Source organism: Actinomadura roseirufa, from assembly GCF_900659635.1.
GTDB classification, from domain to species: Bacteria; Actinomycetota; Actinomycetes; order Streptosporangiales; family Streptosporangiaceae; genus Spirillospora; species Spirillospora roseirufa.
This window is the reverse complement of record NZ_CAACVB010000011.1, coordinates 19,075-37,143: the sequence shown is the minus strand read 5'-3', so window position 1 is coordinate 37,143 and position 18,069 is coordinate 19,075. Positions and strand designations below refer to the sequence as shown.

The following is an 18,069-nucleotide window of genomic DNA, read 5'->3' as shown; positions in this document are numbered from 1 at the left end:
GACGACTCCCCCGCCGGGCACGCCCCACCCGCCCGTGTCCGAGACGGCCGCAACTCCACCGGCGTCCAACGAAGCCGTCCACGAGCCACGGGCCGGAGAGCCTCCCGCCGGTCCCAGCGACCCGCACCCGCCGGCACCCACGCCCGGGAACTCGGCCCCGGACGCTTCACCGCAGCGTGCGGCGGCGGCCGAGACGCCCGAGCCCACCGGGAGCCGCCGACGTGGATGGCGCTTTTGGAGGAGGGACTCCTCTACCGAGACGCACAGCCCGTCCAGGGCCCCGGTCGATCCTTCTGGCGGCATCCCCGAGGGCCTGCCGCCCGCGTTGCACGACCTCTACGGCGCCAGTCACGTCGTCCCTTCCGGGCGTGCCCTGTACGCGCCCGGCGACCCGCCGCTGGACTTCTCACACCGCATTCCCGCCGACCCGCAGCGGTACGTGCTCACCCTGCACGGCAACGACAGCAGCACGATGGTGGGGGAACGGGTCCTCTCCGTCGAGGAACTCGCGGACATCATCCGCAACGACACGAGCTGGGACGGCCGCGAGGTCCTCCTGAACTCGTGCCGCACGGCGTCCATCGCCCAGGAGCTGGCGGTGGCGCTCGGGGTGCCGGTGACGGCGCCGACCGACGACACCTGGACGAACAGCGCCGGGGAGATCTGCTCATCGTCAGCGATCACGCTGCCCGATGGTGACACGATTCCCACGTTCCCCCCGGACGGCAGGTGGGTCACCTACTTCCCGGATCCGTCGACGGCGCCCGTCTACGCGAGCGGGAACGGATTCGCGCCCGGACAGCGCCTGGCCACGCCCAACGATGCGGGCACGGGTCCTGGGGACGATGCGCGACCGGGCAGGAACGCGCAGGGTGACGACATCGCCCACGAGAACGACCGAAGGATGTCACCGGAGCCGCCCGTCGGCCGGCACGAGCCGGACGCGCCGAAGGACGAGCACGGCGCGACGCCCTTCCCCGACGCCGCCGAGCCGCGCACCCCGGACCACGGTCCGGAAACGCCACCGGCCACGGCCCCGTCCCGAAGCGCCGAACCACCGCTCACCACCGAGCCGGTACCGACGCGCACCTCTGAACCGGCGCAGGCCCCCGACCCAGCGGGCGCCACTGAGCCGACGCCCGTAAGCGAACCGACTCACGCCGCCGAACCGCCGCTCAGCACCGAGCCAACGCCGACGCCCACGTCCGGCCCGGCGACACCGGACGCTCCCCCGCACCCGCCGGGCGACACGGAGACCGGCCCGCACGATCTCGCCGGACCCGACGACCGCGGATGGCCTCAGAAGGAGGCCCCCGCCAACGCGCACGGCGACCCCGGGTCCGACTCCGACCTTCCACGTGGCACCCCCGAGGACCTTCCGCCCGAACTGCAGGAGCTCTATCGCACCAGCCTTCCCTCACCCGCCGGACGTGCGCTGATCGATCCCCTTGACCCCGTTTGGGACCCTTTCCTGCTGATCCCCGCCGATCCACAGCGGTATGTGCTCCTCGTCCACGGCGAGCGCGACGGGGCGGTCATCGGCGATCGGTTCTTCACCATCGAGGAGCTCGCGCAGATCGTCCGGCATGACCCGAACTGGGATGGCCGCGAGGTCCTGCTGGTCTCGTGTGACTCGGGTGTCTTCGCCCGGGACCTGGCGCTGGCGCTCGGTGTGCCGGTGACCGCACCGCTCACCCCTGCATGGGTCAGGGACGACGGGATGGTGTACTCCTCGTACGAGTACACCCATCCCAATGGGAGGACCCTCCCCGTATTCCCGCCGAACGGCGCCTGGGTGACTCATCCGCCGCACGTGAGCGGCAACTTCTTCTACACCGGCAAGGCCGGGTACGCCCCCGGACACCACCCGGACGAACGCGCCACCGCAGGCGGGCGGGACGGCGCCCCTGGGAGCGACTGGCGTCTCGGCAACGGCATGGGCGACGACGGCACCCTTCCAGCCGACGGTGAACACCGCGAGGCCACCGGGCCCGAACCTCTCAATCCGGACACCCTGCCGACCGCAGAGCCGGGCCAGACCGCCCGCATCGAACCGGACACCGCCCCCGTCCGGCCGGACGAAGCGCACCCACCGGCACCCACGCCCGGAGAGGCGCCGGCCGAACCCGTGTCCGGGGCGACCGGATCACTGCCGCACACGTCCGGGACGGTGACACCGGCGCCGCATGCCACCGAGTTCCCGTCCTCCGCGGACGACGCGCACACCGGGCGCCGGAGGCTGCGGCTGCGGCGGCCCGAGCCGGAACGCTCCCATGACGTGCCGGGCGGCCCGATGCAGCCCCCACGGAGGTTGCCGCGCGCACTGCGCCGAATCTACGAGGAGAGCAGGGAGACCTTCGGGGGACGCGACTACGCGGGCCCGTACGTAGGCCGGCGCTCCTGGGAAGTCCCGACTTTCGGGAGCGACGCCGTCAGGTACGTGGCGAGCGTCCACGGCAATCCGAACGGCGCGGTGTTCGACGGCAGGCCGCCCGACCCGGCAGAGGCCGCCCAGCTCATCGCCTTCGACCCGCGCTGGGACGCCCGTGAGGTCCTCCTGGTGTCGTGCTACACGGGCAATACCGCCTACACCACGCAACTGGCGAGGCTTCTCGGAGTCCCTGTCACGGCTCCGGCTCCTTCCAGCTGGGTCACCCCTGAAGGCGACATCTTCGCGTCGTCCAGGCGGTGGGACGAGGAGACGGAACAATGGGTTCCCAGTGTGCCGCCGGACGGTGCCTGGTACACCCACCACCCGGACGGCACGATCGTCCGCTGCGAGACCGGCGGGTGGGCCCCCGGACACGGGCGGGACCCGAATCGCCTGCCCGACTCCTGGCGCGGCATCGAGATGGACACCCCGAACACGCGGCCGGACACGCCACCGACCACGGCTCCGTCCCGAACCACCGAACCACCGCGCACCATGGAGCCGCCCCGGCTGGACTCCACCCGACCGGAAACACCGCGCACCTCTGAGACGGCGCACGCCACCGAACCGGCGCAGACCGGCGAACCGACCCGCGCCCCCGAAACCCCGAGCACCTCAGAACCCCTGCGAACCGCCGAGCCGACACCGGACGCTCCCCACCACCGGCCCAGCGGCCCGGAGACGGACACACGGGAACCGGCCGAGCGCCCCCGTCGTTCCGGGCGCTGGCAGAGGGACGAGCCCGCGACCGGGTTCCGCGATGAGCCCGTCTCCTTCCCCACCCCGCCGGTCGATGTGCCCGAGGGTGTGCCCGACCACCTGCGGGACGTCTATGGCGCCAGCCGCGAGATCCCGTCCGGGCGTTCGCTGGTCGAGGCCGGGGACAACGAGTGGAGGCAGACCCAGTCGATCCCGCCCGATCCGCAGCGGTACATGCTCGAGATCCGCTCCGAGTACGACTTCGCGATCGTCGGCGGACGGCGCTTGGGCGCCAGGGAACTGGCGGAGCTCATCCGCAACGACCCGAACTGGAACGGCCGCGACGTCCTGCTGTTCGCCGACACCGCCGACAACGCGGGCCACCTCGCCTGGGTCCTGGCGATGAGACTCGGCGTCCCCGTCACCGCCCCCAGCCACTCCACCTGGACCGACGACGCCGGACGAGTTCTCACCTCGTCCGAAATGACTCTTCCCGACGGCCGGTCGGCCCCCAGGCTCCCACCGAACGGCGAATGGACGACCTACCCGCCGGACGGGGAGGCGGAGCCGGTCGTCATCGGTCAGGACGGCTACGCGCCCGGACATCGCCCGGACACGACCGACACCGGCCTCTTGAGTGGCCTGCCGCCGGAACTACGCGACGTTTACGATGCCACCCGCGCCATCGCGGCCGGTCGTTCGCTGGTCGACCCCGGCGACGCCCCGGAAAGGCGGTCGGGGTGGATTCCCGCCGACCCTCGGCGCTACGTCCTCGAAGTGCGCTGCGACGACGACGGCGCGATGGTCGGGGACCGGCGCCTCACCGCCGGACAGGTCGCCGGCATCATCCGCAACGACCCGAACTGGGACGGCCGCGACGTCGTCCTGTTCGCCCATGCGCCCGCGCCGCGCTTCGCCTCGGCCCTGGCGATAGAACTCGGCGTCCCGGTGGCGGCATCGAGGCACCCGGCCTGGACCGATGAGGCCGGGCGGTTGTTCTCCTCGTCCGAGATCGCCCTCCCCGACGGGCGGACGGCACCCGCCATCCCGCCCGACGGCAGATGGACGGCCTATCCCCCCAACGAGTGGGACGACCCGGCCGAGGCGAGCTGGGGCGCCTACGCTCCCGGGCAGGCCCCCGAGAACTCGTCCGGCGGCGTCCCCTCCAGCCTGCCGCCCGAGCTCCACGAGCTCTACCGCGCCAGCACCGCCATCCCGGCCGGACGTTCGTTGCTCGAACCCCACGACCCCGCGATTCCGTGGACGCATCATCTGCCGCCCGATCCGTACCGTTACGCGATCGCTTTGCACGGCAGTCCCGAAGGCGTATTCCTCGGCGGGACGCCCATCACCGTCCAGGAGTTCGCGGAGATCATCCGGCACGATCCGAACTGGAACGGCCGCGAGGTCCTTTTGGTCTCGTGCAACGTGGGCAGACTGGACTGGGCCCAGGCCTTGGCCGATGAGCTGGGCCTACCGGTGACGGCGCCGACCCAGATCGCCTGGGGCCTCGCAGGCGGGAAGGTGATCTCGGCATCCTCGATAATCGGCACCGATGGGAAGCAATGGCCGAATATCCCACCGGACGGCAAATGGGGAACCTTCTTCCCGAACCGGCAGGCCGATCCCGTCTTCACCAGGGACGGGTACCCTCCGCCCCCCATCCCCGACCACATCCCCTTGGGGCTGCCGCCCAACCTGTACGACATCTACCCCGCCAGCAGTGAAACGCCGTCGGGACGTGCGCTGTACAGGCCCGGCGACCCAGGGGCGGAGTACGCGCAACACATTCCCGCCGATCCGCATCGGTATGTGCTCAGCGTCGGCTCCATCTTCCATGAGCCGGGCCTCGGCGATCGGGAGATCACCACGGCCGACCTCGCCGACCTCATCCGGCACGACCGGAACTGGGACGGCCGAGAAGTCCTGCTGAACACCCCCTACGGGGATCTCTGGGGTCGCGGCCAAGCGCTCGCGAGACTGCTCGGCGTGCCCGTGACGGTGCCGAGCGGCCAAGTCTGGCTCGACAGTGACGGGACGGTCTACGCGTCGTCCGAAGTCGACCTGCCCGACGGGCGAAAGATCGCCGCATACCCGCCCGACGGCAATTGGAGGACCCATTATCCGTACGACGAGACGCCCGTCGAGGTAGGCAGAGACGGGTACGCCCCCGGCCACCACCCGGACGAAACCGGCCGCCCCCACGCCGACACGTCCGGCACCCCACCGACGGCGGAGCCGCCCCGAAGCGTCGAACCGCCGCACGCGACGGAGCCGCCGCAGGCAGGCGGGCCGACTCCGTCCACCCACCCGGCCACCGTAGCCGGACCACCGCGCACCCCCGAGCCGGCGCGGCCCGCCCAGCCGACGCCCGCCACCGAACCGGCGCACGACGCCACGCCACCGCTCACCACCGAGCCGACACCCGTCAAGGAACCGAACCACGCCACCGAGTCCCCGAGCGCTTCGGACCCCCTCCAGAGTGCTGGGCCGGACACCCAGGTCCGGACGGACGACTCGCACACGCCGGCGCCCACGTCCGGAGACGCGACACCGGCCCGGCCCGGCGACACGGAGATGGGCACGCGCGAACCCACCGAACCTCCGCATCTCCCTTGGCGCTGGCGGAGGGACGAATCCCCGCCCGGTGAGCACGTGGCCTTCGGCGCCTCGTCGCACGACATCCCGGAAGGTGTGCCCGACCACCTGCGGGACGTCTACGACGCGAGCCGCGAGGTCCCGTCCGGGCGGTCGCTGGTCGAACCCGGGGACGACCCGTGGAGGCGGCCGGAGCAGACCCCCGCCGACCCGCAGCGCTACGTCCTCGAAGTGCGCTGCGACGGCGACGACGTCATGGTCGGGGACCGGCGCCTCACCGTCGATCAGGTGGCCGCCGTCGTCCGCAACGACCCGAACTGGAACGGCCGCGACGTCGTCCTGTCCGCCGACGGTCCCGCGCTGCGCCTCGGCTGGGCCCTGGCGATAGAACTCGGCGTCCCGGTGGCGGCATCGAACCGCCCGACCTGGACCGATGAGACCGGACGTGTGTTCTCCTCGTCGGAGGTCACCCTCCCCGACGGACGAAGGGGACCCGCCATCCCACCCGATGGCAGATGGAAGTCCCTTCCCCCCAGCGAGTGGGACGAACCATCCGAGACGGGCTGGGGCACCTACGCTCCCGGACAGACACCCGCCCCCGGCACCTCGTCCGGCGAGTTCCTCCCCGGCCTGCCGCCCGAACTCCACGACCTCTACCGCGACACCATCGTCACCCCCTCCGGACGCGCGATGTTCGATCTCGATGACCCCTTGTCGGGGTACGAGCAGCGCGTTCCCGCCGATCCGCGCCGATATGTGATCAGCGTGCACGGCGGTCCTGGAGGCGTGACCTTCAAGGGGCGGCCCCTCACCGTCCACGAACTCGCGGAGATCATCCGGCACGATCCGAACTGGAACCGCCGCGAGGTCCTCCTGTCCTCGTGCTATGTGGGCAGAGGGGACTGGGCCCAAGCCCTGGCCGTTGAGCTCGGCGTACCGGTGACGGCGCCGACCCGCCTCGGCTGGGTCACCGTGGACGGGCGGACGTTCTCGTCGTCCTCGGTCCCGGGCCCGGACGGGAAGCCGATACCGAGGACGCCGTACGACGGCAAGTGGGGGACCTTCTACCTTGATCGGCGGATTCCCCCCGTCTACACCAAGGACGCGTATCCTCCGCCCCCCATCCCGGCCGGCGTCCCCTTGGGCGTGCCGCCCAGCCTGTACGACATCTATCCGGCCGGCCGCGAAACACCGTCGGGACGCTCGCTGTACGAACCTCAGGACCCCCGGGAGGCGTACGCGCAACGCGTCCCCGCCGATCCGGACCGATACACGATCAGCGTTAACGGCTCAATCGACGGGATGAGCATCGGCGATCGGCGCCTTAGTGTCGAGGAGCTCGCCTATCTCATCTGGTTCGACCCGAACTGGCACAGCCGCGCAGTCGTGCTGAACGCGGACTTCGGAGACGTTTCAGGCAGCGCCTGGGAGCTCGCGAGATGGCTCCGCGTGCCCGTGACGGCGCCGAGCGACCAGGTCCGGATCGACAGCGACGGGACGGTCTCCACATCGTCCGAAGTCACCCTGCCGGACGGACGGAAGATCGCCGCGGACCCGCCCAACGGCACCTGGAGAACCCATTACCCGACCGACGACCCGCCCGTCGAGGTGGGCAGGGACGGGTACGCCCCCGGGCACCACCCCGACGAAACCGGCCGCCCCCGCACCGTCCCCACATCCGAGCACTCCGGCACGGCGCCCGGCGAGACCACCCCGCTCGACCCCACCGACCCGCACACCCCACCGCCCGCAGAACCGGACGAGACCGCCTATCCCCTGAGCAGCGACCTGACACCGGCACCCAAGCCACCCCGGCCCGGCGAAACCGCCCACCCCACCGAACCACCGCGCACGACCGAACCGCCACGCACCACCGGGCCCGTCCAGGTCGGTGAAACCCCGCGCGGCGAGGCGCGCGACGGCCGGGCCGACGAGCCGGCACCGGCGGAAACCGGCACCCGGACGCCGGCGGCGGACATCCCCGAGAAGCCGGACGGTTCAAGGCCACCGACCTCCACCACCGGCTCGGCGGCACAAGACGGCCCACCGCACCGGCCGGGTGAGACAGCGTCCCGCACGCCTGACTCCACCGAGCCCGAACGGCTCGGACGGAACGGCGAACTCCCCACGGACCCGCACACCGAGCCCGCCTCCCCCGATGGGACCGCGCGGAGCAGGGGTGAGTCCCCACCCGAGACGGCCCCCGAGCCCGGTGTCTCCGACCCTTCGGGCGGCATCCCCGAGGCCCTGCCGCCCGAACTGCGGGACGTGTACGGCCACGACATCCCTTCGGGACGTTCACTGTGCGAGCCCGGCGGAAGCACGTGGAAGGTCCCCGAGTCGATCGCCGCCTCCCGGCGGTTCTACGTCCTCGCGTTGGACGTCGACCCGTTCGGAGACGCGATCGCCGGCGGTCGGGGGATCTCCGCCGGGGACCTCGCCGAGATCATCCGGAACGACCCGAACTGGCGCCATCAGAGCGGCGAGCCGCGCGAGGTCCTGCTGTTCGCCGACTTCTCGGCCGACCTCGCCCAGGGCCTGGCGAACGAGCTCGGTGTCGCGGTGGGCGCACCGACCCTCGACGTCTGGACGGACGGCCAGGGAGGGATGTTCTCCTCAAGCGACGCCTCCCCCTCCGGCCGGTCGCCGGCGCCCATACTCCCGCCGCTCGGCGGCTGGAAGATCTGTTACCCGAGCGTGGAGCGGCAGAAGCCCATGAGCTCGGGCAAGGGCGGCTACGCGCCCGGATACAATCCGCCGTCCAGGCTGGACGGCGCACATCCGCCGACGCCCGGCCCCGGTTCCAAGGCGCCGGACGCCTCCCCGCCCCGTCCGGGCGACGGGGGGACGGACGCCCCCGCCTCCGCCGAGCACCGCGACCCCTTGCCACCCGAACTGCGCGAGGTGTTCGACGCGAGCACCGACGTGCCCGCCGGACGTTCGCTGTTCGACCCGGACTCTCGCCTCGCGAGGTACGCGCGGCGCACCCCCGCCCATTCGCAGCCGTACATGCTGGCCGGCCATGGCGGCGAACACGGCATGATCGGCAATGGGCGCTGGCTCACCCCCGACGACGTCGCGCGGCTCATCCAGGCGGACCCGAAGTACAAGCCGGGCATGAAAGTCACGCTGGTCACCGACGAGGGCATGCGGGACTTCGCCGAGCAGCTGTCCAGCAGGCTCGGCGGCGTCCCCGTGACGGCACCGGACGGCGTCGCCTGGCTCGACCACGACGGCGGGCTCTTCGCGACATCGAGGGACCCCGACTCCCACGGGTACGCGGCCCCCCGGATCCCACCGGACGGCGGCTGGACCAGCCGGACCCCGGGCTCGGCGCCGTCCTCCGTCGGCGAAGACGGATACGCGCCCGGACATCACCCGGACGAACGCATCCCCGCCCGGCGGCTGTTCGGCTACGAGCCCCACCGGGAGGAAGCCCCTGCCCCGGTCAGGCTCCCCCGCTCGCTCCATCCGGCACCTCCCGGTGGCTCCACGGCACAGCACGAGGCGCCGCACGAGGCGCTGCCCGCCCCGAACCCGGCCGAACCCGAGCGTCACGAGGGCGGCTGGCGCTGGCTGAAGATGCCCCTCGCCGAGATGCCGGCCGGCCTCGGTCGCGCCACCGCCCCGGACGGCTACTACGACCCGCACGAGCTGAGAGCGCTGAAGGCCGCCAGCGTCGCCGGCCCCGCGGGACGTTCGCTGTTCGACTTCAAGGAGCCGCTGCCCCGCGTCGTGCCGCAGCGTTTCGTGATCAGCGTCCACGGCAACATCAGCGGTCCTCGATTCAGGAGACTCGACACCGATCTGCTCGGGCACCTGATCCGGCGCGACGCGGGCTGGGATGGCGAGCGTGTCCTGCTGGACTCGTGCCTGGCGGGCCGAGGCAAGGAGAACCAGAGCTGGGCCAAGGTGCTGGCCGGGAAACTCGGCGTGACGGTGGGGGCGGCCACCGAGCTGGTCTGGTGCACCGAAGACGGGTTGCTCTTCACCTCGTCCTTGGAGACCATCCTCCCCGATGGATCACAGAAGCCCACGTGGCCGCCGGACGGCGAGTGGCTTGATTTCTCCCCGGACGAGGACGACTGGCCCGTCCCCATAGGCAGGGAGGGGTGGGCGCCCGGACACCACCCGGACGAGATCGACCTCGATCACGACGCACGACCGTCCGCGAACGCGTGGGGCAACGCGACCTCCCGAGACGACCGGACACCGCCGCCAGAGCCGCCCCGGACCACCGAACCCCCGCAGGCAGCCGAACCGGCGCGGCCCGCGGAGCCGATCCCGGCCGCCGAACCGCCGGCGGTGCCCGACCCCCGCCCCGACGGCGACACGGCGCCGGGCGATGAGCCTGCGCACGATGACGGCCCTCAGCCCGCCGGCGGGCCGGAGCGGACCGGCCCCGGCGACGGAACGCGCGCCGGAGAGCATCCGGCCGGGCCGGCCGGCCCACATGAGGCGACGCCCGCCTCCGAATCCGAAGCACCGGACGGCCCGTCACACCGGCCGGACGAGGCACAGGCGGACGCCCCCGCCCCCACCGAGCACCACGACGCCCTGCCGCCCGAACTGCGCGAGGTGTTCGACGCGAGTACCGACGTGCCCGCCGGACGTTCGCTCTTCGAGCCCGGCGACCGCCTCTCTAGGTTCGCGCAGCGCGTCCCAGCCGACCCGAACCGGTTCGTCTTCGCCGCCCATGGCGGCGAACACGGCCTGATCGGTAATGGGCACTGGCTCACCCCCGACGACGTCGCGCGGCTCATCCGAGAGGACCCGAGGTGGCGGGACGGCATGGAAGTCACCCTCGTCACCAACGAGGGCATGCAGGACTTCGCCGAACAGGTGTCCAGCAGGCTCGGCGGCGTCCCCGTCACGGCACCGGACGGCGTCGCCTGGCTCGACCACGACGGCACGGTCTACGCGACATCGAGAGACCCCCAGTCCCGCGGGCACGCGCGGCCCCGGATCCCACCGGACGGCGACTGGATCAGCCGGACCCCGGCCCCCTGGTCGTCCTTCGCCGGCACTGACGGATACGCGCCCGGACACCACCCGGACGAACGCGTCCACCCCGTGCCGCCGTACAAGAAGGAAGCTCCGGCCCCGGTCAGGCTGCCCAGTTCGCTCCAGCCGGCACCCCCCGGCGGCTCCACGGCGCCACAGGACCCGCCGCACGAGCCGAACCCGTCCGAACCCGAGCGTCACGAGCACGGCTGGCGCTGGCAGAGAGAGGAACCCCCCGCCGAGGCGCCCACCGGACCCGATCACGCCATCGCCCCGGACGACTCGTACGACCTGGACGAACTGAACGAGCTGAAGACCGCCAGCGTCGTCGGCCCGGCGGGACGTTCACTGTTCGAGCCCGAAAGAATGGTCCGGCCGCCGCACGTCGTGCCGCAGTACTACGTGTTCAGCGTCCACGGCAACGTCAACGGTCCCAGTTACAAGGGGAACTTCGGCGTCGAAAAACTCGGGCGCATGATCTGGCACGACGAGATATGGGAGAACGAGCCGGTCCTGCTGGACTCGTGCGAGGCGGGCCAGGGCGCGGAGCACCAGAACTGGGCCAAGTGGCTGGCCGGAAGGCTCGACGTGCGCGTGGCGGCGGCGACCGAACTGGTCTGGTGCACATCGGACGGGTTGCTCTTTTCGTCGACCGTGGACCGCGTACTCCCCGATGGGGAAATGGTGCCCACATGGCCACCGAATGGCGAGTGGCTCGAATTCTCCCCGGGCGAGGACGACTGGCCCGTCCCGGTGGGAAGGGAAGGATGGGCGCCCGGACACCACCGGGACGAGGTCGCCCTCTGGGACCCCTGGTACAGCGCGCAACCGGACGCGCCGGGTGACAACGCGGCCCCCCGGGACGACCGGACACCGCCGCCCGAGCCGCTCACCGCCGACCCCGCGCACGGCACCGAGCCGGGGCAGGACGCCCGGCCAGCGGACGCCGAATCCACACCGGCCGACGAACCGGCCGACGAGCCACGGCCCACCTCCGACGCCGTCCAACAGGGCGAGCCCTCACCCAACGACCAGCCGACGCGAGGTGAGCCGAGCCCGACGGAACCCGGGAACCGCGCCACGGAGACCCCTGACACACCGGGCGGCTCGCACCTGGACACGTCCACCCCCGGATCCGAGGCACCGGACGGCCCGCCGCACCCGCCAGGTGAGACGGTGGCCGACACATCCGCCTCCACGGTGCACCACGAGGGCCTGCCGCCCGAACTGCGCGAGGTGTTCGACGCGAGTACCGCCGTGCCCGCCGGACGTTCGATGTTCGAGCCCGGCGACCGCCTGGGGAGGTTCGCGCAGCACGTCCCCGCCGACCCGAACCGGTTCGTGCTGGCCGCCCACGGCGGCGAACACGGCATGATCGCCGACGGGCGCTGGCTCACCCCCGACGACGTCGCGCGGCTCATCCGGGAAGACCCGCGATGGCGGGACGGCATGGAAGTCACCCTCGTCACCAACGAGGGCATGCACGACTTCGCCGAACAGGTGTCCAGCAGGCTCGGCGGCGTCCCCGTCACGGCACCGGACGGCGTCGCCTGGATCGACCACGACGGCACGGTCTACACCACATCGAGAGACCCCCGCTCCGAAGGACGGGCCGGCCCTCGGATCCCACCGGACGGCGCCTGGACCCGCCGAGCCCCGGGCGAGCAGCCCGGAACAGTGGACCGGAACGGGTTCCTGCCCGGACACCACCCCGACGAACGCGCCCGCGACACGTCCGCCCGGGCGGGTGACCCGCGACCCGGCGGTGTCGTCGAAACTCCGGCCCCCGTCAGAATGCCGCGCTCGCTCCAGCCGGCGCCGCCCGGCGACTCCGTGGCACCGTACGGCCCGGCGCACCGGCCGGGCGAGCCCGAGCCGGCCACGCCGCAACCCACCGAAGCCGAACGCACCGAACCCGAACGCACCGAGGACGGGATGCGCTGGGAGAGGACGGCTCCTCCAGCCGACCTCCCCCCAGATCTGCCGCGCTATCTGCTCGACGTGTACGAACAGGGCATCGCCATCCCGTCGGGGCTTGACCTTTTCTGGGACACCGAACCGGCTCCGGACGGTACGCCGTCCATCCCCGCCGACCCGCACCAGTACGTGCTCGGCGTGCACGGCGACGCCGACGGCGCTTTCTTCGAGGACTTGGTCCTCACCCCGCGGGAACTCGCGGCCGTCATCCGGCAAAACCCGAACTGGAACGGCCGCGCCGTCCTGCTGGTCTTGTGCGAGGGGGCCTCTCGCGACTACGCCCAGTCCCTGGCCGGGGAGCTCGGCGTGCCGGTGACGGCATCGACCAAGAAGGCCCACGTCCTCGTCGGCGGTGCGGTCATCTCGGCGTCCGAGGGAACCCCGGACGCCGATGGAGACGTGTACATCACACTCCCACCGGACGGGCAGTGGATCACCTTCCACCCCGACGAGGACGACTGGCCCGTCCCGGTGGGCAGGGACGGGTACGCGCCCGGCCACCACCCGGACGAACACGCCGCCCCACCGGACACCGCCCCCGAACCCGAGCCCACCGAACCACAGGAACCGGCTCGACCGGCACGAGATGTCGAACCCGCGCGAGACGGGGAGCCATCGCCCCCCGCAGACCCCGCGCACGGCACCGAACCGACGCGAGACGAACCGGACGGCTCACACCTGTCGACGTCCACCTTCGGACCCGCGGCACCGGACGGTCCGCCGCTCCGGCCGGCCGAGACGCACGCGCACCCCCCTGGCGGCGCCGAGCCCGCCACCCCACCCGGCGGCCTGACCACCGGACCACCCCGCACCGGCGAACCGGCACGGACACCTGAGCCGACGCCGCCCGCCGACCCGGCGCACGTCGGCGAGCCGACGCCGGACGCCCGGCCGACCTCGGACGCCCAGCCGACGGCGGGCACGGAACCGGCACCGGCCGACGGATCGGCGCGCACCTCGGAACCCGTCCAGGACGGCGCGACCCCACGGAACGGTGAGCCGGCGCGCAACGGTCAGCCGGCACAAAGCGAGCGGGCCGGCGCACCCGAGCCCGGCCGGCCCGAAGGGCATGGTCAGGCCGACGAACCTCGCACCGAGTCCGCGCCCGGCGCCGACTCCTCGGACGGCATCCCCGAGGGTCTGCCCGCCGCGTTGCGTGACGTGTACGGCGCGGGCACCGCCATTCCCTCGGGGCGTTCGCTGTTCGAGCCCGGCGAACGCCTGAGCAGGTTCGCGCAGCGCATCCCCCCCGTCCCCAACCTGTACGTGCTGGCCGGCCACGGCGGCGACCACGGCATGATCGCCGGCGGACGCTGGCTCGACGTCGACGACATCGCGGCCCTCATCCGCAACGACCCGACCTGGGACGGCCGCCAGGTCGTCCTGATCACCCGGAGTAGCGAGGACATGATCAGGGGCCTGGCCGACAGGCTCGGCGTGCCCGTCCTGGGGACGGAGGAAGTGCCCTGGATCACCTACGGCGGCTCGGTGTACGCCACATCGAGGGACCTCGACTCCGTCGGAGGGGCCCGGCCCCGGATCCCACCGGACGGCGTCTGGCTCGGCCGCGTCCCAAGCGAAGGGTCCAAGCCGGTGGACAGGGGAGGGCACCTGATCGGCGACCCCGGCGAGATGGCCCACGACGCCCGAACGGAGGCGGTCACCGACGTCGCCGCGGATCCCGGGACACAGATGCAGGGCTACGACATGCGCGGCCCTGTGTTCAGCGGCCCGCTGTCCGGCCTTGTCGTCGAAGCTCCGGCCCCGGTCACGCTGTCCCGTTCGCTGTGGCCGGCGCCGCCGGGCGACTCCGCGGTGACGCACGGCCCAGCGCACCGGCCGGGCGAGGCTGAGCCGGACGCGCCGCGCCCCACCGAACCCGAGCGTCGCGAGGGCGGGATGCGCTGGGAGAGGACGGCCCGTCCGGCGTCCGAGGTCGGCGACCCACCAGCCATCCTGGGTGACGTCGAAGGTTTCAACTACCGCACACCGTCAGGAAGTGGGATTCACCTCCCTGACGACCCGTCCCGGATGGTTTCGCAAGCCATCCCCGTCGACCCACGACGGTACGTTCTCGTCACTCACGGCGCGCCCGAAGGCAGCGTTCTCGACGGAAGGCTCTTTACTCCCAAGGAACTAGCGGACGTCATCCGGCACGACCCGAACTGGAACGGCCGCGAGGTCCTGCTGATCTCGTGCGACGTGGGTGAACGCGTCTTCGCCCAGGCCCTGGCCAGGGAGCTCGGCGTGCCGGTGACCGCGCCGACCAAACGGGCCGGCGTCACCCCTGAAGGCGTCCTCTTCTCAACGACCGCGTACCAACGCCCCGATGGGAGCTGGTACGTCAAGACCCCGCCGGACGGCGAGTGGATCACCTTCTACCCGGACGAGGACGACTGGCCCGTCCCGGCGGGCAGGGACGGATGGGCGCCCGGCCACCACCCGGACGAACGCGCCGCCCGACCGAGCACCGCCCCCGACGACGGCACGCCTCACACCGCCTCCCTCCGAGACCAAGACCCCCTCATCCAGGACGACCGGAGACCGCCGTCGGAGCCGCACACCGACCAGCGCGCCCCCGAGCAGCCCAACGGCGAACGCCAGAAGTCCACCACACCCGAACCCACCGACCCGCCCCACGCCTCCGGCCCCGTCCAGAACGGTGAAAGCCCGGGCAGCGACGAGCCGGCGCAGGACGACCAGGCCGACGAGCCAAGACCGGCCGAGAACGGGAACCGGACACCCCCCACGGACACCGCGGATACGGCGGACACGACCCACCCGCCCGCGGCCGAGACGGCCACGACTCCACCAGAACCCGAGGGAACCGCACACGAACCACCGACCGGACAACCCCCGGCCGATCCGGACAGCCCGCCCTCGTCCATGTCCACGCCGGAGCCACCGGTACCGGACCATCCGTCGCGCCGTGCAGTGCCGGCGGACACGCCCGACCCCACTGAGCGCCGCCCGCGTAGCCGACGCTGGTGGAGAAGGGAGCACGACTCCACCGGAACGCACACCGAGCCCGCGGCCCCCGCCGACCGCTCGGGCGGCGTCCCCGACGAGCTGCCACGCGGGTTGCACGAGGTGTACCGCGCCACCGTCGAGACGCCCTCGGGACGTGCGCTGTACCAGCCGGACTCACCCCTGTGGGGATTGGCCGAGCGCATTCCCCACGATCCGCAGCGATACGTGCTGGTCTTCCGCGGAGACGAGTGGGAGGCCCACAGCAACGGACAACGGCTCCTGTCCGACGACATCGCGCTCATGGTCCAGAACGATCCGAACTGGCGCGGCCGCGAAATCGTCCTGGTCACCAACGAGAACATGGGCGTCTGGGCCAACAGGCTGTCCGGGGTCCTCGGCGTGCCGGTGACGATGCCGGACAAGCCAGCCTGGATCACCCACGACGGGAGAATCTACTCGGCATCGGAGAACCTCCAACCCGACGGGCAGACCGGACCCCAGATCTCACCGGACGGCTCATGGAGCACTACCCGAAGGCCGGGCGAACCGTCCGAGCCCGCAGGCAGGGAAGGCTACGCCCCCGGACACCACCCGGACGACCCGACGCCCACCTCCGAACCCACCGAGCGCCGCCGGCGTAGCCGGCGCTGGTGGAAGGATCCCTCGGACGGCGTCTCCGAGGGCTTGCCACCCCACCTGCGCGAGGCTTACGCCGCGAGCACCGCCACGCGGTCCGGACGCTCGTTCATCCCCCCGGGGGATCGCCTGGCGAAGTACGCGCAGCGCATCGCCCGCGATCCGCAGCGGCTCGTAGTGATCGCCTACGGCGATCAGCGCGGCGGCCTGATCGTCAACGGCCGCTGGGTCGGCCCCAAGGACTTCGCGGCCCTCATCCGCAACGACTCGACCTGGAACCGCCGCGAAATCCTCCTGGTCACCAACGAGATGATGGGCGACTGGGTCCAGGAGTTCGCCGACGAACTCGGCGTGCGGGTAACGGCACCGGATGGCGTCGCCTGGATCACCCACGACGGCGCGGTGTTCACCTCACCGAGGGACCCTCGGTCCGACGGGGGCGTGAGCCCCTACTTCCCACCGATCGGTAGTTGGACCACGCATCAACCGAGAGCCTGGGCCAGGTATGCGACCGAGCGCGGGTACGCGCCCGGGCACCACCCGGACGAGCGCGCAAGCTCAGGCCCCCCGGGAACGGACACGGTTCCACAAGGGACTGCCAGTACTGAGCCCCCGCCAACGCCGAGGAGGGATCCCAACCCGGCGCCGGTCAGGCTGCCCGACGCGCACCTGCCGACATCCGTCCTCGGGTCCACCGCACCGGACGCGTCCAAGCCTTCTACGCGTTCCCGGCGCTGGTGGCGCTGGGGGAGGAACGACCCTCCGGGCGGCACACCCGAAGGCGTCATATCCGAGGACGGCATACCCGAGGGCCTGCCGCCCGAACTGCACGAGCTTTACCGTGACAGCCTCATACCCGCCGGGCGTGCGTGGTTTGCACCCACCGACACACTACGGCGGTCCGCACAACAAATTCGCCCTAATTCGGAATGGTTCGTGCTCACCGCTCATGGCACCCCGAGAGGTCCGTACTTCAACCACCGGAGTCGCGAAGTCGAGGAAACCGGGAATGCCATCCTATATGACCCGAATTTGAACGGCCGTAAAGTTATCCTCATTTCTTGCGAGGTGGGCAAATTTAGATATTGCCAGGACCTGGCCAACAAACTTGGCGTCACGGTAAGGGCAACGCCCCAGTATGGCTGGATGTCCCACGAGGGGGAGGTTTACGCGGCGAGCGCCGATCCCGTGAAGAAGCAATCCAATGGCGAACCCGCTCCCGTGTGGCCGCCGGACGGTTTCTGGGTCGATTTCCACCCGAACGAGGAATGGACTTTCCAAGCTGGCGACTCATGGTATGCGCCGGGATTCGAGCCAGTTAAGCCAAAACTCAAAAGGAAGTTCACATACACGCCCTATATCGTGTACTATTACCGGCAGTTTCGTAACCGATGACGCTCAGCACTCCCCGGGAGATCGGCCTTTGTCCGGGCCTGCGTTCGTGCGCAGCCACAGCGGGCGGTCTCCGTCATGATGGACGCCTGCGAAATGGAGAGGCGCTCCCGGCCACCCGCGCCTTACCGCTGGAGGTCACGCCCGGCCTGTTCACCGCCACGCCGATCTTCGGCGGCGCGGCGACGCCGGACGAGCCCGAGGGCCGCGGCTTCCGGCCGCCCGCCACCGTCGCCGCCCTGCCGGACGCGGGGCGGATCATTGAGATCACCGGGCCGGGCGGCGGCCCCTCGCCCCCGGACCGCACGCCCGAAGGGCCTCCCGCCCCCGATCACAACGCCCCCGGCCACGCCGGACAATAG

General features: G+C 71.7%; 2 protein-coding genes (1 of these 2 only partly in view). Both read left to right on the top strand.

What is annotated here, in order from left to right; all coding sequences use genetic code 11:
• On the top strand, positions 1 to 17,710 hold the 3' portion of the coding sequence (locus E1291_RS04350) for a DUF8616 domain-containing protein (RefSeq protein ID WP_131736230.1). 12,254 nt of this gene lie to the left of the window's left edge; only the last 17,710 of its 29,964 coding nucleotides appear in the window; the start codon falls outside the window, past its left edge; the stop codon is at positions 17,708 to 17,710.
• Complete coding sequence (locus E1291_RS04345) at positions 17,707 to 18,069, top strand: hypothetical protein (RefSeq protein ID WP_131736229.1); 363 nt, start codon at positions 17,707 to 17,709, stop codon at positions 18,067 to 18,069. Before E1291_RS04350 ends, E1291_RS04345 begins: the two co-directional genes overlap by 4 nt.